24 protein-coding genes are annotated in these 26,476 nt (G+C 30.4%); 22 read left to right on the top strand and 2 right to left on the bottom strand.

Translation table 11 applies throughout. From position 1 onward, the window contains the following. Positions 1-150 precede the first annotated feature (150 nt). Genes BMY79_RS08200 through BMY79_RS08210 form a run of 3 tightly spaced genes read left to right on the top strand, consistent with a single transcriptional unit; the run spans position 151 to position 2,995 of the window. Positions 151-1,632 carry a diguanylate cyclase gene (locus BMY79_RS08200; protein WP_177176432.1) on the top strand — a complete coding sequence of 494 codons (1,482 nt, stop codon included), beginning with the start codon at positions 151-153 and terminating at the stop codon, positions 1,630-1,632. A gap of 13 nt (positions 1,633-1,645) precedes the next feature. Then, positions 1,646-2,278 (top strand): endonuclease III, encoded by a 633-nt coding sequence (gene nth / locus BMY79_RS08205; RefSeq protein WP_022749013.1) that lies wholly within the window; start codon positions 1,646-1,648, stop codon positions 2,276-2,278. Further along, complete coding sequence (locus tag BMY79_RS08210) at positions 2,279-2,995, top strand: 3'-5' exonuclease (protein WP_029066879.1); 717 nt, start codon at positions 2,279-2,281, stop codon at positions 2,993-2,995. On the opposite strand, the gene BMY79_RS08215 is transcribed toward BMY79_RS08210, so the two are convergent. Next, the gene (locus BMY79_RS08215) at positions 2,979-3,569 is read right to left on the bottom strand and encodes a hypothetical protein (protein WP_022749016.1); all 591 of its coding nucleotides are present in this window, start codon (positions 3,567-3,569) and stop codon (positions 2,979-2,981) included. The genes BMY79_RS08210 and BMY79_RS08215 overlap by 17 nt on opposite strands. 291 nt (positions 3,570-3,860) lie before the next feature. Here BMY79_RS08215 and BMY79_RS08220 point away from each other — a divergent pair, with 291 nt between their 5' ends. The 12 genes from BMY79_RS08220 to BMY79_RS08275 all read left to right on the top strand — a co-directional run bounded on the left by BMY79_RS08220 (position 3,861) and on the right by BMY79_RS08275 (position 15,585). Continuing rightward, positions 3,861-5,480, top strand: a complete 1,620-nt coding sequence (locus BMY79_RS08220; protein ID WP_034226479.1) for a VanW family protein — start codon at positions 3,861-3,863, stop codon at positions 5,478-5,480. A gap of 74 nt (positions 5,481-5,554) precedes the next feature. After that, a complete protein-coding gene (locus BMY79_RS08225) occupies positions 5,555-6,550 on the top strand; it encodes an AIR synthase-related protein (RefSeq protein WP_074730740.1) in 996 nt (331 codons plus the stop codon). 34 nt (positions 6,551-6,584) lie between these two features. Next, a complete protein-coding gene (locus tag BMY79_RS08230) occupies positions 6,585-7,064 on the top strand; it encodes an Lrp/AsnC family transcriptional regulator (protein WP_022749021.1) in 480 nt (159 codons plus the stop codon). Then, entirely contained in the window at positions 7,064-8,245 is a 1,182-nt protein-coding gene (locus tag BMY79_RS08235) for an aminotransferase class I/II-fold pyridoxal phosphate-dependent enzyme (RefSeq protein WP_022749022.1), read from the top strand. The genes BMY79_RS08230 and BMY79_RS08235 overlap by 1 nt, the downstream gene beginning before the upstream one ends. Positions 8,246-8,354: 109 nt before the next feature. Further along, positions 8,355-8,858: a tRNA (uridine(34)/cytosine(34)/5-carboxymethylaminomethyluridine(34)-2'-O)-methyltransferase TrmL gene (trmL, locus tag BMY79_RS08240; protein ID WP_022749024.1), complete on the top strand. Its 504-nt coding sequence runs from the start codon at positions 8,355-8,357 to the stop codon at positions 8,856-8,858. 1 nt (position 8,859) lies between these two features. Then, the gene (locus tag BMY79_RS08245; protein WP_029066880.1) at positions 8,860-9,717 is read left to right on the top strand and encodes an energy-coupling factor transporter ATPase; all 858 of its coding nucleotides are present in this window, start codon (positions 8,860-8,862) and stop codon (positions 9,715-9,717) included. 26 nt (positions 9,718-9,743) lie between these two features. Further along, positions 9,744-10,595 (top strand): energy-coupling factor transporter ATPase, encoded by an 852-nt coding sequence (locus BMY79_RS08250; protein WP_022749026.1) that lies wholly within the window; start codon positions 9,744-9,746, stop codon positions 10,593-10,595. Between the two features lies 1 nt (position 10,596). Continuing rightward, positions 10,597-11,412, top strand: a complete 816-nt coding sequence (locus BMY79_RS08255; RefSeq protein ID WP_027422512.1) for an energy-coupling factor transporter transmembrane component T family protein — start codon at positions 10,597-10,599, stop codon at positions 11,410-11,412. Positions 11,413-11,439: 27 nt separating this feature from the next. Next, positions 11,440-12,177 (top strand): tRNA pseudouridine(38-40) synthase TruA, encoded by a 738-nt coding sequence (truA, locus tag BMY79_RS08260; protein ID WP_027422511.1) that lies wholly within the window; start codon positions 11,440-11,442, stop codon positions 12,175-12,177. 121 nt (positions 12,178-12,298) lie between these two features. Next, on the top strand, positions 12,299-13,375 hold the full coding sequence (locus BMY79_RS08265; RefSeq protein WP_034229648.1) for a type IV pilus twitching motility protein PilT: 1,077 nt from the start codon (positions 12,299-12,301) through the stop codon (positions 13,373-13,375). Between the two features lie 47 nt (positions 13,376-13,422). After that, entirely contained in the window at positions 13,423-14,940 is a 1,518-nt protein-coding gene (locus tag BMY79_RS08270) for a hypothetical protein (protein ID WP_027422509.1), read from the top strand. Between the two features lie 3 nt (positions 14,941-14,943). Next, positions 14,944-15,585, top strand: a complete 642-nt coding sequence (locus BMY79_RS08275) for a hypothetical protein (protein ID WP_022749030.1) — start codon at positions 14,944-14,946, stop codon at positions 15,583-15,585. A gap of 130 nt (positions 15,586-15,715) precedes the next feature. On the opposite strand, the gene BMY79_RS08280 is transcribed toward BMY79_RS08275, so the two are convergent. Further along, positions 15,716-16,237, bottom strand: a complete 522-nt coding sequence (locus BMY79_RS08280; RefSeq protein ID WP_027422507.1) for a peptidylprolyl isomerase — start codon at positions 16,235-16,237, stop codon at positions 15,716-15,718. A 187-nt stretch (positions 16,238-16,424) separates the two neighbouring features. On the opposite strand from BMY79_RS08280, the gene BMY79_RS08285 reads away from it, so the two are divergent. The 7 genes from BMY79_RS08285 to BMY79_RS08315 all read left to right on the top strand — a co-directional run bounded on the left by BMY79_RS08285 (position 16,425) and on the right by BMY79_RS08315 (position 26,330). Then, positions 16,425-17,300 (top strand): GNAT family N-acetyltransferase, encoded by an 876-nt coding sequence (locus BMY79_RS08285; protein WP_074730741.1) that lies wholly within the window; start codon positions 16,425-16,427, stop codon positions 17,298-17,300. A gap of 102 nt (positions 17,301-17,402) precedes the next feature. After that, the gene (locus BMY79_RS08290; RefSeq protein WP_029066882.1) at positions 17,403-19,745 is read left to right on the top strand and encodes a RelA/SpoT family protein; all 2,343 of its coding nucleotides are present in this window, start codon (positions 17,403-17,405) and stop codon (positions 19,743-19,745) included. A gap of 41 nt (positions 19,746-19,786) precedes the next feature. Beyond that, on the top strand, positions 19,787-20,416 hold the full coding sequence (locus BMY79_RS08295; protein ID WP_022749036.1) for an MBL fold metallo-hydrolase: 630 nt from the start codon (positions 19,787-19,789) through the stop codon (positions 20,414-20,416). Then, a complete protein-coding gene (gene hemZ, locus BMY79_RS08300) occupies positions 20,413-21,948 on the top strand; it encodes a coproporphyrinogen dehydrogenase HemZ (RefSeq protein WP_022749037.1) in 1,536 nt (511 codons plus the stop codon). Before BMY79_RS08295 ends, hemZ begins: the two co-directional genes overlap by 4 nt. Next, complete coding sequence (hisS, locus tag BMY79_RS08305; RefSeq protein WP_022749038.1) at positions 21,939-23,198, top strand: histidine--tRNA ligase; 1,260 nt, start codon at positions 21,939-21,941, stop codon at positions 23,196-23,198. The genes hemZ and hisS overlap by 10 nt, the downstream gene beginning before the upstream one ends. Positions 23,199-23,229: 31 nt before the next feature. After that, entirely contained in the window at positions 23,230-25,017 is a 1,788-nt protein-coding gene (aspS, locus tag BMY79_RS08310) for an aspartate--tRNA ligase (protein ID WP_022749040.1), read from the top strand. A 158-nt stretch (positions 25,018-25,175) separates the two neighbouring features. Beyond that, positions 25,176-26,330, top strand: a complete 1,155-nt coding sequence (locus tag BMY79_RS08315; RefSeq protein WP_074730742.1) for a hypothetical protein — start codon at positions 25,176-25,178, stop codon at positions 26,328-26,330. Positions 26,331-26,476 lie beyond the last annotated feature (146 nt).

The raw sequence follows: 26,476 nt of genomic DNA on the forward strand, positions 1-26,476 counted from the left end.
TATAAGTCAAATAATAAAAACCATCTGATTTTTGGTAACAGATTAGTTGCCTTAAATTTAGATGGTTTTTTAATTTATAGTTTTTTTTTCTCTAATGTGTTACAATAATAAAAAAAACGAAAGGTTTTATTCTAAATAATGAAAGTTTTCTTGAAAAAAATTGAAGACCATAGAAAGAAAAAACAAATTTTTTACAAAGAAGCTAAAGAAGAAATTGCGCAAAGAAATTTGTTGACACTTAGAACAATAAGTATAATAGTTACTTTTTTAATATTATTTTTGATTACGTTTACACCATTGTTATTAAAAACATGGAAAATTACAATACAGTATATAGTTTTTGCCCCAATTGCAGCTATATTTGCAATTATGGCTATTATAGCAATATCTGAAGAAGTCAAGAGTCCTAAAGTTATAAATACGATGTGTATGATTTTTGAGATTGTAATTATGGGCTTTATTATGGTTATTGATATTTTTCCATATCCTGACAGTCAATGTACATTTACACCACTTGCACTAACTGTAGCATCAACGTTATTTATTTTTCCAGCACAATATGAATTTCTATTTTTAAGTCTTTCAGAAATAGTTTTTATATATCTTACGGTGAACCAAAAACATGATTTCGTTGCTAGAAATGATATTTTTGCGTCGTTAGTGGGATTTTTTGTTGCGTGCGTTTTATATAATTTGTTTACTAAAATACATTTGAGTTACTATCTTGTTAAAGAACAGTATATAAAAGTAAGTCAAAGGGATGAGCTTACAGGAACTCTTAATAATATCGTTTGTGAAAATAAAATGAGAGAATATCTTCGTTTAAAAGATGATAAGGATACAGTAGCTCTTATTTGTATTAATCTTGATTATTTTAAAAAAGCAAATGAAATTTTAGGGAAAAATGTTTGTGATAATATATTAAGAAAGTTTGGTAAACTTTTGAAAAAAACTTTTGCAGATAACGCTATTATTGGAAGAAATAAAGGTGATGAATTTATAGTTTTAATGCAAAATGTTGAAAATGAAAAAGACATTGAAATCAAGTGTTCAAAAATTAAAGAGGGACTTGAAGAAATGTCTAATATAGAACTTAATGTTCAGTTAACTTGTAGTATCGGAATAGTTAGTACAGCAGATAAATTTTATTCATACTATGATTTAAAGGGAATAGCAATGGATGCGTTATATATTGCTAAAAATCATGGTAGAAATCGTATTATTTTTAGAAATCCAAAAAATATTGATTATAACTCTCAAAAGAAAAGATTTATTATTGTTGCGCATGATAAGGAAGCTGAGTTTAAAGAAATAAGAAATAAGTTTGGAGATTCGGCTGATGTTTTATGGGCAAAAAATGGGAAAGATGCTGTTGAACAGTTAAGTTTGTACTCTAGACGAATAAGTGCGTTTATTTTAAATATGAATTTTGAAGATTACGACGGTTACGATATTTTGCATTTTATGAAAACAAGAATTTATACAAAAAAAATTCCAGTATTAGTATTAGCAAAAGATGAAAAAACAGTTGATAAAGCAATGCTTTATGGAGCAGATGAAGCATCATATTTTCCAATTGACACAACTGACATTAAATTAAAGGCTGATCAAATTATGCATAATAATGTATAGATAGGAGATAAACGTGGAGAATAAAAATAGTGAAATAATAAGGCGTTTTAATGAAAAATATGGAACGGAGTTATATTGTTATCTTAACTATTCAAAACCATATGAACTGTTATTTTCGACTATTTTAAGTGCGCAATGCACTGATGAAAGAGTTAATCAAGTTACAGAAAAGCTATATAAAAAATATGACTCTTTAGAAGCTTTTGCAAAGGCTGACGTTAACGAAGTTGCAAGGGATATATATTCGTTAGGTTTTTACCAGAATAAATCAAAAAACATTGTGAAATGTGCAAAAGTTTTACTAGAAAAATATAACGGAAATTTACCTGTGACATTAGAGGAATTAGTGGAATTACCAGGAGTTGGTAGGAAAACAGCTAATGTTATCAGGGGAAATCTCTATAATGATCCAAGCATAGTTGTTGATACACACGTAAAAAGAATTTCAAAAAGATTAGGTTTTACTGTACAAACAGATCCAGTAAAAGTCGAATTTGATTTAATGAAAGTATTGCCTAAAAATCAGTGGATATTGTGGAATTTACATTTGATTACGTTTGGAAGAACGATATGCTTTGCTAAAAAACCATTGTGTAAAGAATGTTTTTTAAACGATTTATGCAATTCAAAAGATAAGGTGGTATAAATGAATTTTGTAGATGATTATACAGTCCTTGATTTAGAAATGACAGGACTTGCAGTAAAAAAAGATAAGATAATAGAAGTAGGGGCAATAAAAGTTAGAAATAATCAGATAGTTGATACATTTAAATCATTTGTTAATCCTCATATGAAGTTAAGCGATAAAATTATAAATTTAACGGGGATAGAAGATGGTATGCTTGTTGATGCTCCTGAAGAAGATGAAGTTATGTATAAATTAATTGAATTTATAGGTGATGATTGTTTAGTGGGGCAAAATCTTATATTTGATTATAGTTTTATAAAACAATGGGCAGTTAATAAAAATCTTAAGCTAGATCTTTACTATTGTGATACTTTAAAAATAGCTAGAACGATTCTACCAAAAGATGAAAAAAAGGATTTAGAAAACTTATGTAAGTTTTTTGACATAAAAAGAGAAAATGCGCATAGAGCTTTAGATGATTCTATCGAAACTATGCAGATTTATGAGAAAATGAAAGAAATAGCAAAAAGAAATGATTTAGAAAAATTATGTTTTTTACCACGAAAATTTAATGTTAAATTAAAAAAACAATTAAAAGCAACTAATAAACAAAAAGAACAATTAACAAGATATTTAGCCAATAAAAATGTTAAGTACGAAATAAATTGGGAGACTTTAACTCGAAACGAAGCCTCCCGAATAATGGATAGATTATATGTTAAGTATGGTAGATAGCTTCAAGTTTTTGAACAAGAGAATCTTTAGTAATCATTTGGAGACTTGAAGCTTTGTTTATTAAATCAGGTATTTTTTCTGTTTTTCCAGAAGATTTATAAATATCAGCAAGTTTAGTATAAATAATACCGACATCTGCATTTATTGAAACACCAAATTCAAGTAATTCAATTGCATTATCAATATGATTAGTGTCTATTAAATCATCTGCATATTCAAGTATAGTCGTAATTAATTGATTATAATTATTTTCATATTCAGATAGTATTTCAAGATTTCCAACACCATATTTTAATTTTAATTCTGTGTTAGTCATTCCAGAAAAGTTTATTATTTTTTTTTCAGATAAAGATCTGAATTCATTTTCCGCTTTAGTATTAAGTATAGGTGGAAATCTTTCAAGTGGTATGCTAATATAATTAAGTGTCGAAATATCAGCTTTTCTTGTGGCATTAGCTTCATATTCCTTTTGCCAAAAAGCTGATTCAACTTCGGCTTGTTTAGCATCAGATTTATGTATTTGATAAGTTAAAATAGCTATAAAAATAATAAAAATAGTTAGGCATGGAAACATGGCAATTATTCCTTTCTTTATAAAATTTTTAACTTACTTATAGTATATCGTAATAAAAGAAAAAGAGGTAAATAATATGAAAAAAATTAACAATGAACAAAAGAAAAGAATTTTAGCAATAATTTCTGCTGTTTTAGTATTAGCAATGGTTATTACATCCTTCTTAGCTAGCTTTGTAAAATATTAGAAAAGTATTGAAAAAATGTAGTAATATGATACAATATCACAAGTGAAACAACTAAAAGTTTACTAAAACTATACATAAAATTTATTAAGAAGGTTAAAAAAATTATGCAATTTACAAAAGTTAAAAAAAGAATTTTAGTTGCACTCGGAGTTTGTGCAGTAATTGGAGTTACATGTGGTGGAATTGCTTTTGCTAATGTATCAAAAAAAAGTGATATCATCAAAAAAGGAGTTTATATCGGAAGCGTTGATGTTGGAAATATGAATTCTAAACAAGCTAAAAAGGCTATATCGGAATATGTTGATTCATTTAAGGCATCAAAATATGTATTACAAGGACCAAATGGTAAAATTGAGGCAACACCGGAAGAGCTTGGAATTAAAGTAGATGAAGAGGCTACTGTTAATGAAGCAAAGGCGGTAGGTAAAAGAGGTAACCTAATTAAGCAATATAAGGAAAATCAAAATATCAAAAAAAATAAAATCAAAATTGGTCTCAAATTAGTAGCAAATAGGAAGAAAACTGCTAAATTTTTGCAGAACCATAAAAAAGAATTAAGTATTAAGGCAAAGGACATGTCTTTAATTAAAGAAGGAGATAAATTTAAAGTAGTTGGTGGCCAAAAAGGAAAAGAAGTCGACTACGTTAAATCTGTATATATAATCAATAATTTTATGGCAGACAAATGGGATACAAGTAATAAAGAAATTAAACTTGCAGCTAAGGTTGTTGAGCCAAGAGGAAATAAAAAAGAATTATCAAAAGTAAAAGATTTATTAGGAAGCTATACAACTAATTTTTCATCATCAAGTGCTGGAAGAGCTAAGAATGTTAGAAATGGTGCATCAAAAATCAATGGAACTATCCTTTACCCAGGTGATGAATTTTCAGTTTATGAAACAGTAAGTCCTTTTACAAATGAAAATGGATATGAGTTAGCAGGTTCTTATTCAAATGGAACTGTAGTAGAGACATTTGGTGGTGGAATTTGTCAGGTGTCTACAACTCTTTATAACGCAGCAATTAGAGCTGAGTTAGATATTACAATGAGACATAATCATTCTATGATTATCAATTATGTTAAACCATCAGAGGATGCTGCAATTGCAGGAACTTCAAAAGATATGAGATTTGTTAATAATACAAAGAGTCCAATCTATATTGAAGGAGTTTGCAATGGTGGTAATATTACATTTAATATCTATGGAAAAGAAACTAGACCTAAAAACAGACAGATTTCGTTCGAAAGTCAAGTATTAAGTGAAACTCCAGCACAAACAGAATTCAAAATTGATGGTGGAGCACCACTTGGATCATTTGCATCAGTACAAGCGGCACATAAAGGTTATGTTGCACAATTATGGAAAATTGTAACTGTAAATGGAAAACAAAAGAGCAGAAATATATTTAATAAGAGTTCATATCATGCAGCACCTAAAATTATTAATGTAGGTGTAGCAGGGGCATCGGGTGAACAAGTTGGTAAAATTAAGGCAGCAGCGGCATCAAAAGATGAAGGTGCAGTTAGAGCGGCAGTAGCAAGTGTTAAAGCAGAGATTGCTCAAGCTCAAAAAAATCAGGCTGAGGCAAAAGCAGCAGCAGATGCAGCACAAGCACAGGCAGCAGCTGAAGCAGCAAGACAACAAGCACAGCAGCAGCCACAACAGCCAGTCGAACAACCACAGCCACAGCAGCCAGTTGAACAGCCACAACCAGCAGCCTAGTATGTTTTGCAAAAACTACATAATTTTTGTATAATAGTATCATATGATTTTAACAAAAAGAAAAGGAAGGGTCTATGAAAGCAGGAAAAGTATCAGAGGCTATTTTAAAGAGAACAATTTTAAAACAATTAAATAGTAATAATGAAAATGTGATACTTTCTTCAGCTGTAGGAGAGGATTGTTCTAGGATGAAAGTAGGAGAAGACGAAGAGGTTGTTTTTTCAGTTAATCCTATAACAATGCCGATTGATGAAAATAAGCTTGGAGAAAGAGCAGTATATAGGGCCTTTAATAATGTAAGAGCTAAAGGTGCAAGACCAGTTGCAATTTTAGTAAGTTTACTTGTACCTACAAGTTTTAATGAGCAAAATGTTAGAACTATAATAAAACAAATAGATGCAGTCGCGGGCAAGCTAGGAGCTCAAGTTATAGGTGGTCATACTGAATGTACTAGAGCAGTTTGTGTACCAATAGTGACTGTAACTGGAGTAGGCCTGGCAAAAAAGGATAAATTTATATCCAATAAAGATGTAATCGCAAATATGGATGTAATAGTAACAAATTGGATTGGCATGGACGGAACATTGGCATTAGTTGACAATGAAAAAGAACAATTATTAACAAGATTTGCAGAACCTTTTTTAGATCGAGTTGATGTATTTGAAGAATATTTATCGATTGAAGAAGAAGCAAAGATAGCTTATGAAAACGGTGCAGTAACAATCCATGATATCTCAGAAGGTGGTATCTTAGGAGCACTTTGGGAATTAGCCGAAGGAGCTAATGTGGGATTAGAAATTGATAGTAGAAAAATTCCGATTAAACAAGAGACAATTGAAATTTGTGAATTTTTCAAAATTAATCCATACAAATTATCATCTATGGGAAGTGCTTTAATTATTGCTAAAAATGGAAGTCAAGTAGTTGAAGCAATAAAAAGAATCGGTAAAAATGCAGAAGTTGTTGGAAGAACGACCGATTCAAAAGATAGAGTACTTTTAATTGGAGATGAAAGAAGATTTCTAGAAACTCCACAGACAGATGAAATTAGAAAAGTTTTAGTATATTAAAATATTTCTTACAAGAAAGGGAGAAAGTGGAATTATGCGTGAAAAAATTTTAACTTTTATTGAAAAAAATAGTAGAATAGATTTAAATGAACTTGCAATAGTGTTAGGCGTAGATGTTTCAGCTGTTGTAAATGAGCTTGAAGCAATGGAAAAAGAACATATTATTTGTGGATATCACACACTTATTGATTGGGATAAAGCTGGTATTGAAAAAGTTTCAGCTTTAATCGAAGTTAGAGTAACTCCACAAAGAGGTATGGGATTTGATAAAGTAGCAGAAAGAATCTACAACTATCCAGAGGTTAATTCAGTTTATCTTATTTCTGGTGGATTTGATTTAATGGTAACTCTTGAAGGAAAAACTTTAAGAGAAGTTTCAAAATTTGTATCTGAAAAATTATCAGCACTTGATACAGTATTAAGTACAAAGACTAACTTTATTTTGAAAAAATATAAAGATCATGGAACTGTAATGACTGCTCCAACAAAAGATGAAAGGATTATGATGTTCTAATGAGAAACCCATTATCAAAAACAATAACAACTATTCAACCTTCAGGAATTAGAAAATTTTTCGACATCGTTAGTGAAATGGATGATGCTATTTCATTAGGTGTTGGTGAGCCAGATTTTGATACACCATGGCATATTAGAGATGAAGGTATTTATTCACTTGAAAAAGGTAAAACTTTTTATACTTCAAATTCAGGTTTAAAAGAATTAAAGATAGAAATAATTAAATTTTTAGACAGAAAATATAATCTTTCATATGATTACAAGAATGAAATTATGATAACTGTAGGTGGAAGTGAGGCTATTGATATAGCAATGAGAGCTATGCTTGATCCAGGCGATGAAGTATTAATTCCACAGCCAAGTTATGTATCATATGTACCATGTTGTGTATTAGCAAATGGTAAACCAGTACCAATTGAGTTGACAGCTAAAGATCAATTTAGATTAACAGCTAAACAGCTAGAGGATTCAATTACAGATAAAACAAAATTATTGGTATTGCCTTTCCCTAATAATCCAACAGGTGCAATCATGGATAAAGAAGATTTAGAGGCAATTGCTAAGGTAGTTATTGAACATGACTTATTTGTGTTAAGTGATGAAATTTATTCAGAGTTAACATATACTGAAGGAAAATCTCATGTTTCAATTGCTTCTATACCTGGAATGAAAGAAAGAACTATTGTAATTAATGGTTTTTCAAAGGCATTTGCAATGACAGGATGGAGATTAGGTTATGCATGTGGTCCAAAAGTAATATTAGATCAGATGTTAAAGATTCATCAGTTCGCAATCATGTGTGCTCCTACAACAAGCCAATATGCAGCTGTTGAGGCAATGAAAAACGGTGACAAAGATATTGAAATGATGAGAGAAGAATATAACGGTAGAAGACGTTATTTGATGCATCGTTTCAAAGAAATGAAATTAGATTGTTTCGAACCATTAGGAGCGTTTTATGCATTCCCTTGTATAAAAGAGTTCAATATGACATCTGAAGAATTTGCAACTGAATTTTTGAAAAATAAAAAGGTTGCAGTAGTACCAGGAACAGCATTTGGTGATTCTGGTGAAGGATACTTAAGAGTTTCATATGCGTATTCATTAGACGATTTAAAAGTTGCATTAGATAGACTTGAGGAATTCGTAACAGAATTAAGAGAAAAGAATAATAAATAATAGTTCTAATCTAGATACCTAAAGCCCATTGATTTTACAATGGGTTTTGGCATTTTGAAAAGAATTTTTTGATTTAAATATATAAAAGTGTTAGATAGGAAGTAATAAAATGGCAGAATTAAATATTGTATTATATGAACCAGAAATACCAGCAAATACAGGAAATATCGGAAGAACTTGTGTGGCTACAGGAACAAAATTACATTTAATAGAGCCACTAGGTTTTTCGTTAGATGAGAAACATTTAAAAAGAGCAGGAATGGATTACTGGAAAGATTTAGATGTTAGAACTTATGTTAATTGGGAAGATTTTTGTGAAAAAAATCCTAATGCAAAAATTTACTATGCTACAACAAAAGCAAAAAAAACATATGCAGATGTTAAGTATGAATCAGATTGTTTTATAATGTTTGGTAAGGAAAGTGCAGGAATACCAGAAGAAATTTTAAAAGAAAATAAAGATACTTCTGTTAGAATTCCTATGATTGGAGAAACTAGATCGCTTAATTTGTCAAATTCAGTGGCAATTGTTTTATATGAAGCGTTACGTCAAAATGAATTTGATCATATGAAATTAGAAGGTGAACTTCACAGATTAAAATGGGATGATTAATATGAATATAATAAAGGCAATAAACTTAGTTCACGAATATATAAAACGTGATGAAGATAATAATGTATCAGGGATTACAAAGGCTCTAGATGATGTGAGCATAGAAGTAAAAGAAGGCGATTTTGTTGCAATTTTAGGGCATAATGGTTCGGGCAAATCAACATTTGCAAAACATATTAATGCTTTACTTAGTCCAACATCAGGAACATTAATTGTAGATGGAAAAGATGTATTAGATCCAACAAAAACTTTAGAAATAAGAAAGCAAGCAGGTATGGTTTTTCAGAATCCAGATAACCAGATTATTGCAAGTGTCGTTGAGGAAGATGTAGGATTTGGCCCTGAAAACTTAGGAGTACAAACGGAAGAAATTTGGAAAAGAGTTGAAAAGAGCTTAAAAACAGTTGGAATGACAGCGTATAGACATCATTCGCCTAATAAACTATCAGGAGGACAAAAGCAAAGAGTAGCTATAGCTGGAGTTGTTGCTATGGAGCCTAAATGTATTATTTTAGATGAACCTACTGCGATGCTTGATCCAAATGGTAGAAAAGAGGTAATAGAAGCAATTACAGAACTAAACAAAAAGAAAAATATAACTGTAATTTTAATAACTCATTATATGGAAGAAGTAATTAATGCAGATTTTGTTTACGTGATGGAAAGTGGAAAAGTAATAATGAAAGGTGTGCCTAGAGAAATTTTTTCACAAGTGGAAGAATTAAAAAAACACAGATTAGACGTACCACAGATTACACTTTTAGCGCATGAATTAAAAAAGAGTGGTTTAGATATTCCAGATGGTATTTTGACACGAGAAGAATTAATAAATGCGTTATTAAAAGTTTCCCAACAGTAGAAAGGTAAGAAAAGAAAGAGGATATTATGTCAATAATTTTAGATAAAGTTAGCTATTTATATGGACAGGGTACTTCATATGAGATTATGGCATTAAAGGATATTAGTTTAAAAATTGATGATAATGAATTTATAGGAATAATAGGTCATACAGGCTCAGGAAAATCAACATTAACTCAACATTTAAACGGATTAATTAAGGCTACATCAGGTCATATTTATGTTGACGGAGAAGATATTTACGATGATGATTATGATATGAAAAAATTAAGAGGAAATGTCGGCTTAGTTTTTCAATATCCAGAACATCAATTATTTGAAACAACAGTATTTGATGATGTTTGTTTTGGACCTAAAAATCAGGGCCTTGATAAAAAAACGGTTGAATTAAGAGCTTTTGAGGCACTTTATAATGTCGGTTTTCCAGAGGAGTTATTTTATTCCTCTCCATTTGAATTATCTGGTGGTCAAAAAAGAAGGGTTGCGATAGCTGGTGTTTTAGCTATGAAGCCTAAAGTTTTGATATTAGATGAACCTACAGCGGGTCTTGATCCAGCAGGTAGAGACGAGATATTTGATCTCTTAAAGAAGATGCAACAAGAATTAAATATGACAATTATTTTAGTTTCACATAGTATGGAAGATGTTGCTAATTATGTTAATAGAATAATCGTTATGGACAAGGGTCAAATTATGCTTGATGGTAAACCACGAGAAGTCTTTAAATACTATAGAGAACTTGAAAAAATGGGCCTAGCAGCACCACAAGTGACTTATTTAATGCATGAATTAAGAGAACGTAATTTAGATGTTGATGTAGATGCAACCACAGTAGAAGAAGCAAAAATAAGTATTTTAAAGGCTTTAGGGGAGATATAAAATGATTAGAGATATTACAATAGGACAATATTATCCTATGGATTCAATAATACATAAATTAGATCCAAGGGTAAAGTTGTTTGCAACACTTATTTATATAATAGCTTTATTTTCGTGTAAAGGAATAGTAGGGTTAATAGTAATCACATTTTTTTTGGCAACAGCAGTTAAGTTATCTAAGATTCCATTTTTGTACATAACAAAAGGATTAAAAACTATTGTTATGCTTTTGCTTGTTACGACAATTTTTAACTTGTTTTTAACACCAGGTAAAGTGACATTTTGGCATTATGGAATTTTAAAAATTACGGATGTAGGAATAACAAATGCAGTCGTTATGACAGTAAGATTAATATATCTTATAATTGGAACATCACTTATGAGTTTGACTACTACACCTAACCAGCTTACAGATGGATTAGAAAAATCATTATCTCCGTTATCAAAAATTCATGTACCAGTTCATGCAATTGCAATGATGATGTCAATTGCACTTAGATTTATACCTATCTTGGTAGAAGAAACAGATAAGATTATGAAAGCACAAATGGCAAGAGGCGCTGATTTTGAGAGTGGAAATATCATAAAAAGAGCTAAAAATATGATACCATTGCTTGTTCCACTAATGGTTTCTGCATTTAGAAGAGCTGATGAATTAGCAATGGCTATGGAAGCAAGATGTTACACTGCTACTGAAGGTAGATCTAAAATGAAACCACTACATTATGAAAAAAGAGATAAGATAGCATATGTAATAATTATTTCGTTTCTTGTAATTGTAGTTGCTGCAGGAATTGTGATTCCTTATCCACAATAGTATACAAATGTAATTAAGGAAAGAAATATGAGAGTAAAATTAGTAGTAGCATATGATGGAACAAATTATAAAGGATGGCAAGTACAACCAAATGGTGTAACAATAGAAGAAAAATTAAATGAGGCCTTATCGCATTTATTTAAAACATCAATAAATGTAATTGGAGCAAGTAGAACTGATTCTGGAGTTCATTCATTGGGAAATGTGTGTATTTTTGACGTTGATACGCGAATGCCAGCAGAAAAAATATGCTTCGCATTAAATCAAAGATTACCAGAGGATATCGTTGTAATAGATTCGTCTAAAGTGGCTGATGATTTTCACCCAAGATTTGTAAAAAGTAAAAAAGTATATGAATATCGAATTTTAAATAGAAAATTTCCAGATCCAACTAGACGATTAGATACACATTTTTATTATTATGATTTAGATGTAGAAAAAATGAAAGAAGCAGCAAAACACCTAGAAGGTGAACATGATTTCAAAAGTTTTTGTGCAGCAAATGCGCAGGTCAAGACTACAGTTAGAACAGTCTATGCCTGTGAAGTAATAAAAATAGATGATATTATAACTATAAGAGTCACAGGTAATGGCTTTTTATATAACATGGTTAGAATTATAGCTGGAACACTTATAAAAGTCGGTTCAGGTGATATTCAACCAGATGAAATAAAAGATATAATTGAACATAAAGATAGAAGCTATGCAGGACCAACGGCACCAGCAAAGGGGCTTACGATGATTAGTTGGGAAGAAGAAAAATAATCTTGTGAAAAATCAACAAAAAAAATTCTATATAGTTGAAAGAATTATGCAAAACAATTATAATTAATTTAGGGGGATATTCTATTTTTCCCCTAAATATTTTAACTAATGGGGGAGAAAAATGGGAGAAAGTAGCATCGAATTATTATTACAAATTCTAAACGAAGCAAAAGATAATGACGCTTCTGATATTCATTTAGCACCATCAAGTAATGTTATGATTAGAGTAGATGGTGATATGATTCCATTAGAAAAATATTTTTTAAAACCATACGATATAGAGGGCATTTTAAATGGAATGCTAAAGGAAAAACAGTTACATGAACTAGAAGAAAATGGAGAATTAGATTTTGCATATTCTGTTTCCGGATTAGGTCGTGTGAGAGTGAATGTTTTTAGACAAAGAGGAACGTTTGCGATGTCTATGCGTATTTTACCATTCGTTATTCCTGACGCAAGAAGTTTAAATATTCCGGAATCGGTAATAGACTTATGTAAAGTAAAAAAAGGATTAATTTTGGTTACCGGACCTTCTGGAAGTGGAAAATCAACAACAATAGCAGCATTATTAAGAGAAATAGCACAAAATTCTATAAAAAATATAATCACAATAGAAGATCCAATAGAATATTTGCATCAGCATGGAAAATCAATAGTATTACAAAGAGAAATTGGAGTAGATACTAGTTGTTATTCTAGAGCAATTAAGGCGGCATTACGACAAGATCCAGATGTAATATTTGTTGGTGAAATGAGAGATTTAGAAACAATATCGTCGGCGATTGCTGCAGCTGAAAATGGTAGATTGGTATTCTCAACATTACATAATAATAATGTCGTGGATGCAATAGATAGACTTATTGAGGTTTATCCAGTACACCAGCAGCAACAAATAAGAGTTATGTTAGCTAGTGTAATTAAGGGTGTTGTTGCACAACAGTTACTACCAATAAAAAATTCAAAAGGCCGAGAAGTGGCGTTTGAGGTTATGTTAAACAATATGGAGATTTCTAAATTAATTAAAATTGGAAAAACTAATCAAATAATAAATATAATGCAAGAAAGTAAAAAAGATGGAATGCGTCTTATGGATGATTCAATCTATGATTTATATATGAAGGGGATAATAAATGGAGAAAGTGCTATAAGTTATTCTAGCGACAAAACTTTAATGAGTGAACGTGTTCAGTTATTTTAAGGAAAATAAATGCTATTATTATCTAGCAATTTAGGGAGTGCGGTGTTATGAAAAAGAAAATGTTGTGCTTTGAAATTGGGAATCAGATTGCAAAAATATATTTTGTTACAATAAAGAAAAGAAAATCCATAATAGATGCATTTATGATGTTTGATACACCCAAAGATGTTGTTTATGATGGAAACATTTGTGATGCCCAAAAATTTATAGACCTTTTTGAAAATAAATTAGAAATTATAAGAAAAGATATTACTGCAAAAATATATGACAAATCAATAAAAGAAGTTATATCCCAAAATAAAAAATTAACAATAGCAGATCTTAATGAGCTAGGTTATAAAACTGTTGGTATGCTTGTGCATTCAACAAAGATAATAGCAAAAAGAGAAAAAATTCAAAGTTCCCTAAAAGTAAGAAATAAAAAAGTTAAAGATCAAATATTATCGGAATTTCCAATCAATAAAAAAATATTTTATGTTTTTATTGATGAACAAAATGAAAAACAGACATTTAAAGAAAGAAGATTAAAAGAAAAAACATACATATTAACAGCTGTACCTAAAAAAATTATGGATGGAGCTAAGAAAACTTCCGATTTATTAGGTATGGAGTTTACAGGATTAAACGTGGTTGAAAATGTGTATGATGATTCTTTTGCGCGAAAATATAAAAATATAACAATCGTAGATATTGGAATGTCAAAAACAGTATTTTTTGATGTGAAACGTGGAAGAATAATTAATAAAAAGGTTATAATGTATGGTGCTAATGAAGCAATTAATTCGCTAATAAAAAATAAAGTTTTTGAAGAAGATGAAGTAAGTGAAATTATTGCCAAGATGGAAAAACGTGATTGTTTTAATCATGGAACGGACGGAGAATACGAAGAAGAATATAAAGATTCAGTAGTTAGAAGGCTACATTTTTTATTCGAAGAAATTAAAGATAATGTCTTAAAAACAGATATTATGACGAGAAGAAAAAAAGTGGTATATGTGACAGGAATTGCTAGTCATATGTCTGGTCTAGAACTTTTTTTGCAACGCTTTTTAGAAACAGAAGTTAAAATGCTAGATGAAGGAACAATTTATGTTGAAGAAGATAAGTTAATAGAACAATATCGAAAGGTAGAAAAACATAATGATAATAAAACAGGTATAATTTTAAATTCAAATAGATTTGCAAAAATGTTTTTGACGGCATGTGTAGTTTTTGCAATATGTGTTATTGGTATTCCAACAGTGGAAAAAATAAAATATAAAAATAAATTATCTGATTTAAAAGCAAGTTATAAGGAAAGAATTTTAGCAGATAATGTAAAAAATGCTGAATGGAAAGAAATACAAACGGAATTTGAAAAAAATATAAAAAACACCGATAAAATAATCAAATTAGATGTTACAACAAAAAATGTTGTGGCGATAATTCAAACGAGCTCGCAAGAAGATGCATTAAAAATTGTAAAAAATATTGAAGGAGGAAAAATAAAGCAAATAAAAGTAAGACAGTTAGTAAAAGATAGTAAGAGCAATAATTGGTTTTTAAGCATAGAAGGGACACTTTAATATATGAGAAGAATTATAAAAAAAGATTGTTCAAAAAGTAAAAAAAATATTCAAAAATCTTTTAAAGTTTGGTATTATATATGTGGTGTTTCTATGGTAATAGTTTCATCAATGGTGAGTATTAATTTATATGGGGGAGAAAAGAGGAAATTGAGTTATAATATTGTACAGATGAGATGTAGACTAGACTATCTGCAAGGGGAATTAGATAGTGAAGCTACAATCGCAAGGGACTTAAACACACTAGATAATCGACTAGAGAATCATGGTGTAGGACGATTAGAAAAGGAATATGAAGGAAATATAGTTGGCAATCAGAGTCTGTTAGAAGCACAAGGCTTTAAAAATATTACATCAGATACGCAAATTTTATCTGATATAATTAAAATTGAAAAAGAAGCAGAGGTTTCTATTGACGAAGTTAAAATCGATTGCCCTAAAATGATTTATTACAACAAAGAGAAAAAAATAGGCAAAATATGCAAGGATGTAACCATTAGTGTGGAAGCTAATAGGACAAAATTTGTAAAATTTATTTCTAAATTAAGATATAGTTCAAATTCATCTAGAATAATAGAAGTCAATGCAGATACAAGCAGAGGCGATGATGAAATTGAGGCAGTAATAAGATTAGAATATTATTAACTGCTAAGATTTAAGAAAATAAAAAGTTGAATATTAAAAAATTAAAGCCCTCCAAAGGTTAGTTAATTATTTTGATATCAAGATGTATCAAAAAATAGCCTTTGGGGGGCGATATAATATAATAAACTAATTAAATAGTTTCTGGTTCTGGATATTCAACACCAAAACATTCAACAGAAACAGATTTCATAACTTGATCTTCTAATGGACGATCAGAAAAATCAGTTTTAGTTGTTGCAATTTTATCAACAACATCTAAACCTTCGATAATTTTACCAAACGCAGCATATGCACCATCAAGGTGAGGAGCGTCTTTGTGCATGATAAAGAATTGGCTACCTGCAGAATTAGGCATCATAGAACGAGCCATTGATAAAACACCAGCTGTGTGAGCTAATGAGTTTGGAAAACCGTTTTGAGCAAATTCACCACGAATGCTATAAGCAGGGCCGCCCATACCAGTTCCGTCTGGATCGCCACCTTGAATCATAAAGTTTTCAATTACGCGGTGGAAAATTAAACCATCATAAAAACCATGGTTTGCTAAGCTGATAAAGTTGTTTACAGTATTTGGAGCAACTTCTGGATATAATTCAGCTTTCATAACGTCGCCGTTTTCCATTACAAATGTAACGATTGGATTTTGTGTCATTATAAATTCCTTCTTTCGATAATATTATAAATGTATAGAATGATATAAAGTTTAAAAAATAATAAAATATATCATACTATCTGCTAAAAGTACATGCATAATTGTAACGGAAAAGAAGTAAAACGTAAAGAAAAATAAATATAAAAATATAAATAAAAGCGAGGAAGGTTAAAACCACAAGAATTATATGGAAAGAAAATTAAAAAAAATAATTTTATTCAGCAAAGAACAGCCTGATGAAGAGAACTTTATAAGGTTAAGAGATATAGAATTAAAAAAACATAACATGGAAGTATTAGAAATAAATAAAGACACATATAATAATATTGAACTTAATAAAATTATAAAAGATATTAATAGTCAAAAAGATGCATTAGCTTTTGTGACAAAAGCAGAAACATTGGCGGTGTGTCAAGAAAATGAAATTCCTTGTATAGCGTGTGAAACATGTATGTGTGCAGATGAAAATTTATTTAGTGCAGACGTATTTTATAGCGATTTTACGGGTGTTGTATTTGAAGATATAGAAGATGTTTATAAACGTTTTTATGGAATTCCAATTGAAATTTTTGAAACAAAAAGATGTATTGTAAAAGAGATGGATTTAGATAGATTCGATGAATTTTATGAAATGTACCAACAGCCATCTTTTTGCGATTATATAGAGCCTTTATTTGACAGAGAAGAAGAATTAGAGTATCAAAAGACATATATCAAAACGGTTTATCCTTTTTATGGGTATGGAATGTGGATTGTAATTGATAAAGATACTGATAAGTTGATAGGAAGAGTTGGTATAGAATATAAAGATAGGGGAAAAGAACATAATATAGAAATAGGATATGCAATCCATCCGGATTTTCAAAGAAAAGGAATTGCGACAGAGGTTTGTATGAAACTATTTGAAGTTGCAAAGGAAGAATTTGGAATAAAAGAATTAGTTTGTTATGTTGACTTAGAAAATGAGCCGTCAATTAGTTTCGCTAAATCCCTTGGATTTAAGTACGAGAAAGATATAGAAGATAAAAGTGTAGTGCTGAAAAAATACATAAAATTTTTATAAAATCTAAAGAATGCTTTATATTGATTTTTGTGTTAAAATAAAATATAATATTTTAGTGTAAATTTAGTAGTATTAGCAAGTTATAAAAGGTAGGTGATCAGTATGGCAGATATTTCAAAAGAAGAATTAGAGAAAATTGAAAAAGAGTTCCATTCGCATGCTGATAGCATTAAGGCAATTAAGGAATTTGTAAGTCCAGAAAACTTATACAATGAATTAATTGAAAGTATAAAGAAATATCATCCATCAGCTGATACATCCTTAGTAGAAAAGGCGTATAAATGGGCTTATGAATCACATCAAGGTCAAGTTAGAAAGTCAGGAGAGCCTTATATTGCTCATCCACTCTGTGTAGCAATAATACTTGCAGAATTAGAGATGGATAAAGAGACAATTGCAGCAGGTCTTTTACATGACGTTTTAGAAGATACAGCCGCTACTAAAGAAGAATTAGAAGAAGAATTTGGAGCTGAAGTTTTATTATTAGTAGATGGTGTTACTAAGTTAAAACATTTACATTTATCTCAAAAAGAGAATAAAACAGGAAAAAATAAAACTGCAACAGATAGATTAGAGATGCAAGCGGAAAATCTTAGAAAAATGTTTCTTGCAATGGCGAAGGATATCCGTGTAATTATTATTAAATTAGCGGATCGTTTGCATAATATGAGAACTTTAAGATATCAATCTAAAGAGGCTCAAACGAGAATTGCAAGAGAAACACAGGAAATATATTGTCCGATTGCACAAAGACTAGGTATCAGTAAAATAAAAATAGAATTAGAGGATTTATCTCTTAAATACTTAGAACCAGAAGCATATTATGATTTAGTAGAAAAAGTTGCACTTAGAAAAAGTGTAAGAGATGATTACATTAGAAGTTTAGTTCAAAAAGTAGATGAGCAGGTTAAGAATGCTGGTTTTGTTGCTGATGTATCTGGTAGAGCAAAACATTTCTTTAGTATATATAAGAAGATGTTAAATCAAAATAAAACAATAGATCAGATATATGATTTATTTGCTATAAGAATATTAGTAGAATCGATTAAAGATTGTTATGCGGTACTTGGAATTATGCATGAGATGTATAAACCAATTCCGGGACGTTTTAAGGATTATATTGCTATGCCTAAGCCAAATATGTATCAATCTTTACATACGACTCTAATAGGACCTAGTGGTCAACCATTTGAAATTCAGATAAGAACTTATGAGATGCATAGAACGGCAGAATATGGTATCGCAGCTCATTGGAAGTATAAAGAAGCCAATAATGGTTTAGAAACTAAGACAACAGTTACAGAAGAAGAAAAATTAAGTTGGTTAAGACAGATTCTTGAGTGGCAGCAGGATATGGCAGATAATAAAGAATTTCTTAAGTTATTAAAAAGTGATTTGGATTTATTTTCTGATACAGTATTTTGTTTTACACCATCAGGTGATGTCAAAAACTTACCAAATGGTTCTACACCAATAGATTTTGCGTATAGCATCCATTCCGCTGTAGGAAATAAGATGGTAGGTGCGAGAGTAAACGGTAAATTAGTTCCTATTGATTATACGATTAAAAATGGTGACAGAATAGAGATTATTACATCTGGTAATTCAAGGGGACCAAGTAGAGATTGGCTTTCTATAGTAAGAAGTACACAAGCCAAAAATAAGATAAATCAATGGTTTAGAAGTGAATTAAAAGAAGAAAATATCGCTAAAGGAAAAGAATTATTAATAAATTGTGCGAAAGAAAAAAGAATTGACTTTAGTGAAATTAATAAACCGGAATATCAAGAAAAGATATTAAGAAAATATGGTTTCCACGACTGGAAATCATGTCTTGCAACTGTAGGTCATGGTGGTTTAAAAGAAAGCCAAGTTATCAATAAGATGTATGATGAATATCAAAAAGATCATTTGGTAAGAATCACTGATGATGAAGTTGTGGAGAATATTTCAGAGAATAAAACACAAAATGAACATAGACGTTCAAAGAGCGGCATTGTAGTTAAGGGATTATATGATGTTGCAGTACATTTTTCTAAGTGTTGTTCACCAGTTCCAGGTGATGAAATCGTAGGATTTGTAACAAGAGGACGAGGTGTTTCAATTCATAGAACTGATTGTATTAATATTTTTAATCTTTCAGAACTTGAAAGAGAACGTTTAATAGAAGCCGAATGGCAAGAAGGTATTAGTGAACAAGATTGTGAATACTTTACAGAAATTAATCTCTATTGTCAGGATAGATCAGGACTCTTAGTGGATATATCTAAGATTTTTACAGAAAGAAATATAAACATAACAGGTTTATTTTCTAAGATAAATAAGCAGGGTATTGCTACAATAAATGTTTCTTTTTACATAAAGAGTAAAAGAGAAATGAACAGTTTGATTGAGAGATTAAAGCAAGTAGATAGTATTATTGACATTAGAAGAACCACCGGCTAGAACGGTGGTTTTTCCACGAAATGAAATGTGAAAGGGACTATATGAGCAAATTAAAATTAAAACAATATGTAGTAGGTCCGGTTATGACAAATTGTTATTTCGTTATTAATGAAGAAAATAATGAAATGATAGTTATTGATCCAGGAGATAATGCGGATAAGCTTATTAAACAAATTGATAAAGATAATTATAAAGTTAAAGCTATTCTTTTGACACATGGACATTTTGATCATGCAAATGGTAGTAAAGAGTTAAAAGAATATTATAAAGTTCCAATTTATATTCATGAAAAAGAGAGGGAAACTTTAGAAAACCCTCAATTAAATCTTTCAAATTGGCTTGGTAGCACTAAAAAATATGAAGCAGATATTTTTCTAAAAGACGAACAAGAATTAGAGATTGCTGGATTTAAAATAAGAGTATTGTTTACTCCGGGGCATACGATAGGTGGATGTAGTTATTATTTTCCATATGAGTCAGTAGTGTTTGTAGGCGATACATTATTTGCAGGTTCAGTAGGAAGAACGGATTTTCCACGAAGCAGTCAAAGTGATTTAGTTCGTGGTATTCGTGAGAAACTTATGGTTCTACCAGATGATACGAGAGTTTTTCCCGGTCATAACGAAGAAACTACAATCGAAACTGAGAGGATATACAACCCATATATATGATAAATGTAATTTTAAATAAGGCAGATTTTGAATATGACATTTATGGAATAGTTAAAGCTTTTTTTCCAAAAGAAGAGGTTGAATGTTATTATACAAATGATGTTGATATTGAATCAAAAAATGTAGCAAGTACAGCTCATTCAGTAGATAAAGCTGATGAAAATGCAAAGTTTTGGCTTGATGTTGATTTTAAAGACAGTGATAAAATCATAAAAATGACTTTTTTTGAAAAAGGAAAAGAAGAAAAATATAAATGTGAATTTGAAACATTTGCCGATGATAGAAAAAAAACAAAAGATAATTTAAAAAAGAGTGTCTATAAATTAATGTCAGAAGTTTCTAACAAGGAACTACCTTGGGGAACATTGACAGGTATTCGACCAACAAAAATACCTATGAAACTTCTTTTAGAAGGGAAAAGTACACAAGAAGTATTCGATGATATGAAAGCTAAATATTTATGTTCAGATGAAAAAATAAATCTTAGCATAGAAGTGGCACAAGAAGAGATTGATATTTTAAAGAAAATTGATTATGAGAACGGATATAGTTTATACATAGGAATTCCGTTTTGCCCAAGTACATGCTTGTATTGTTCATTTACTTCGTATCCACTAGGAATATGGAAAAATCGAGTGGATGAATATTTAGATGCGTTAGAAAAAGAAATTGATTTTACAGCTGAAAAATGTAAAAATAAAAAACTAAATTCAGTATATTTTGGTGGCGGTACTCCAACAACTTTATTGCCACATCAATTAGATAGATTGATTAAAAAAGTTAAATCGAGCTTCGATATGTCGTACTGTGTTGAATTTACAGTAGAGGCAGGACGTCCTGATTCTATTACAAGAGAAAAATTAGAAGTTTTAAGAGCAAATGGAATTGATAGGATTTCTATTAATCCTCAGACAATGAAACAGGAAACATTAAAGCTAATTGGTAGACATCACACTGTTGAGCAAACAATTGAAAGCTTTAAATTAGCTAGAGAACTTGGCTTTTCTCATATAAATATGGATCTAATTGTTGGACTTCCAGGAGAAACAATAGATGATGTAAGAAATACAATGGAAGTTTTGAAAGAACTAAAACCAGATAATGTCACAGTTCACTCACTTGCAATTAAAAGGGCGGCACGACTTACAGTATTTAAAGAACATTATGAAAAAATGAAAATGATAAACACAAGTGAACATATGAAAATGTGTGAAAGATACTGTAGAGAAATGGGGCTTGTTCCATATTATTTATACCGTCAAAAAGGAATGGCTGGCAACATGGAAAATGTTGGTTATGGTCAAAAAGGTAAGGCTGGTGTATATAATATCTTGATTATGGAAGAAAAACAGACTATAATGGCTCTTGGTGCAGGTGCATGCACGAAGCTAGTTTTAGACGAATATAATCAAGATGGAAATCGAAAAATAGCTAGAGTTGAGAATGTCAAAGACGTCAAGAATTATCTTGAACGAATTGATGAAATGATAGAAAGAAAAAGAAGCAAAATGGAGGAAGTAAAATGGCATTAAGCAAGAAACCAGTTACTGGTATGAAAGATATATTACCAGATGAAATGGAAATTAGAGATTATGTGACAAGCGTAATCAAAGATACATATCGTAAATTTGGTTTTACACCAATTGAAACACCTTGTATGGAAAATATTTCTAATTTAAGTAGCAAACAGGGTGGTGAGAACGAAAAATTAATTTTTAAAGTTTTAAAAAGAGGAGAAAAATTAAACGTAGAAGAAGCCAAAGAAGAAGCAGATGTTGTTGATTTTGGTATGCGTTATGATTTAACAGTACCTCTTTCTAGATATTATAGTAATCATGCCAATGAGCTTCCAACACCTTTTAAGGCATTACAAATAGGTAGTGTATGGAGAGCTGACAGACCTCAAAGAGGAAGATATCGTCAGTTCACACAATGTGATATTGATATTTTAGGTGAACCATCTAATTTAGCTGAAATTGAATTAATTACAGCAACAACTACAACAATAGGTAGATTAGGTTTTGAAGATTTTGAAATCAGAATTAATGAGCGAAGAATTTTAAAAGCAATGGCAGCTTATTCTGGGTTTGAAGAAAAAGATTATGATGAAATTTTCATTATCTTAGATAAAATGGACAAAATTGGTTTAGATGGCGTTAGAAATGAATTAATTGAATGTGGCTATAATCAAGAATCGGTTGAAAAATATTTACAACTATTTACTTTATTAGAAGATAAAAAAGATGTTGTTGAAGGTGTTAATTTATTAAAAGAAAAATTAGCTGATTATTTAGAAGATGAAGTTGCAACAAGTATGACAGAAATTGCAACTGCAGTAGAAGCTGCTAAAACAGCTAAATTTAAACTTGTATTTGATCCAACATTAGTTAGAGGTATGAGTTATTATACAGGAACTATTTTTGAAATTGCTATGCCATCACTCGGTGCAGCTTGTGGCGGTGGCGGACGCTATGATAAGATGATTGGTAAATTCACAGGACACGATGTTCCTGCTTGTGGATTTTCAATTGGTTTTGAAAGAATTGTTTTATTATTAATGGAACAAGGATTTAAAGTACCAACATCAGGTAAAAAGGTTGCTTATTTAGTTGAGAAAAAATGTTCAGCTGAAAAAGTAGTTGAAGTAATGAAACAGGCTAAAGAAGCAAGAGAAGAAGGACAACAAGTATTAGTTGTTAGAATGAATAAAAATAAAAAATTCCAAAAAGAACAATTGATGCAACAAGGATACGAAGAATTCGTAGAATTTTTTGCAAGATAAAATAAAGTTAATTTGTTAAAGGAGAATTATTATGATGCAGTCTCGTACACATACATGTGGACAACTAAGAGCTTCTGATGTTAATAAAGAAGTAAAATTAGTTGGTTGGCTAGAAAATTTTAGAGAAGTAGGAGCTAACTTAGGATTTATCGTTCTTAGAGATTTCTACGGAACAACTCAAATTGTAGTTGAAACAGAAGAAATGATGAAAGTAGTTAAACCAATTACAAAAGAATCAACAATTTCTGTAGTTGGTGTAGTTAGAGAACGTAGTTCTAAAAATCCAAAACAAGATACTGGTGATATTGAAGTTGTTCCTAGCGAAATTAAAGTATTAGGAAAATGTAGATACAATGAATTACCATTCGAAATTAATCACAGCCGTAATGCTGATGAAACAGCAAGATTAAGATATCGTTATCTTGATCTTAGAAATCCTGAAGTTAAGAAAAATATTATTTTACGTTCAAACGTTATTTCAGCTTTACGTCAGGCTATGACAGATCATGGATTTATGGAAATTACAACTCCTATTCTTACAGCATCTTCACCAGAAGGCGCTCGTGATTACTTAGTACCTGCAAGAAAACATCCAGGTAAATTCTATGCTTTACCACAGGCACCACAGCAGTTTAAACAGTTGTTAATGGTATCTGGTATTGATAGATATTTCCAGATTGCACCATGTTTTAGAGATGAAGATGCAAGAGGTGACAGAAGTCCAGGTGAATTCTACCAATTAGATATGGAAATGGCATTTGCTTCACAAGAAGATGTATTTGCTATTTTAGAGGATGTTTTACCACCAGTATTTGCTAAATACGGTACATATAATAGGGCTTCAGAAGCTCCATTCAAGAGAATTCCATACTTAGAGTCAATGGAAAAATATGGATCAGATAAACCTGATTTACGTATTGATTTAACAGCAGATGATGCAACAGACTTATTAAGTGATGTAGGATTTGAACCATTTAATAACAATGTTGTTAAAGCCGTTGTTGTATCTGATTTCAAGGAAAGTAGAAAATTCATCGATAAAACATGTGAAGAAGTTGAAGTTCAAGCTGGTAACAAAGTATATTGGTTTAGAGTTGATGACAACATGGAAATCGTCGGTGGTATTTCTAAATTTGTTAAACCTAAAAAAGATGAGGTTATTGAAAAATTAGGATTAAAAGCTGGTGATTTAGTATTAGTTTGTGCAGGCAAGAAAACATTAGCTCAGAAAACTTCAGGTGTTATTATCAAGACATTTGGTGCTAAAGTTCCTGGACATATGGACAAAGAACAGTATGCATTCTGTTGGATTGTTGATTTCCCAATGTACGAAATCGGTGAAGAATCTGGAGAACTTGAATTCTGCCATAACCCATTCTCAATGCCATCAGGTGGTTTAGAGACATTATTAAAAGCTGAAAAAGGTGAAATTGATCCTTTGACAATTACAGCTGATCAGTACGATTTAGTATGTAACGGTGTAGAATTATCATCTGGTGCTGTACGTAACCACGATCCAGAAATCATGGTTAAAGCTTTTGAATTAGTAAGATTATGTGAAGATGATGTTAAAGCTAAATTCCCTGCTATGTATAACGCATTCTGTTATGGTGCACCACCACATGCAGGTATCGCTCCAGGTGTTGATAGAATGGTAATGCTTCTTGCAGGAGAAGATTCTATTCGTGAGATTATTCCATTCCCAATGAATAAGAATGCTCAGGATATCATGACTGGTGCTCCAAGTGAAGTTTCAGAACATCAATTAGAAGAATTACATATTAAAATTGATCTTCCAGAAGAAAAAGAAGAACAATAATAAACCAATGTTTATATATTAGAAATGTTTACAAATAAATACTTGAAATTATAGTGGAGCTATGCTAGAATGGTGTTTCTCTACTCATAATATACATTATTCTGCAAGCAGTGTGTTAACATTGCTTGCAGAAGTATTTTTCAAGAAGGGTGAGAAAATTGAAAGAAAATTTTGAGAATATCAAGCTTTATATTAAAAAAATAATAAATAAACTCAAGGACATTAAGTTCAAAAAATTTAAGCTTAATATGTCGTTTTTGTTAATTATAACAAATATGGTTACCATTATTGCAGTTGTTATGCAAATTGTATCGACTAATTATCAACTTCGACTTCTTAATAATCAATTGAGTTATATGCAAGATACCAATTATACGATGCAAGCTCAAATTGAGAACATGCAAAAGAGCATAAAGAAGACATTAGAAGGTGAAGCGAGTTTAATAGCTAAGTATAGTATAGAGCCGGTTTCGATGGATTTTCAGAAAGGTGTATATACTCTTCAAGTAAAGGTTACACCAAAGGAATACACAGAGTATACAGATGCGATAATTTTCTTTGGAACACAAGAATATAAGCTAGAATATACTAAGAATTGTTATGAGAAGAATATAACTTTACCACTTAATGAATATTATGATGGGCAAGTTACATTTTTATTTCAGAGTGGAACCAAGAAAAATACAGAAGTTTTAAATGAGTATTCATGTTTTCTAAATATTTTCAAAAATGCACTTAGTGGAAAGATTAAAAAGAGTCCAAAAGTTTCAAATGGTTTTCTCGAATTTGAAGGTGATTGTAGTTATGCACTTGATGGCCAAAAAAAATACACGTTTTCCACATTTGAATTGCTAGTTGATGTGGATAATGTCAATAAATTTACCATTGACATGTTGAAAACTCATGAAGAAGAGAAGAAAAAAGGCGAGAATACTGATAAAAAAGCAAGCTCTTCTAAATTGTCTGACGTGTTTGCGCATAAGCAAGAGGAAGGTAATAAAGTGGACAACGATGTGGATAAGTTGAATTCGTTAGATACTGATACTCAGGAAACACAAAAGACAGAAATTTCTAACATTTCAGGAAAGATTGACTTAGCAAAATATATAAAAGATAGCTTACCTATAGAAAATGGTAACAAAGTTAGAATTTATTATAAGGCAATAACTTCAGAAGGCTATGTATTTACTTATGATTTATTTAATGGTATAGTTGATGTGAATTCTGAAGATGGCTGGAAAGCCGGAATTGCTCCATATAAGATATACTATGAAGTTAGAGATTTAAATGATTATCCATTAAGATTGAAATAAAATAAGATTGAAATAAGATTAAAATAAAATAAGATTGAAAGTAAATTAAAAATAAATAAAAAAAGACATGGTCCATATTATATTTGAGGCAGTTCTCAAAAGTATGAATCATGTCTTTTTTATAATCAAATTATTAAATTCATTTT

Origin of the sequence: Lachnobacterium bovis (genome assembly GCF_900111325.1) — a bacterium.
In the GTDB taxonomy this organism is placed as follows: Bacteria; Bacillota; Clostridia; order Lachnospirales; family Lachnospiraceae; genus Roseburia; species Roseburia bovis_A.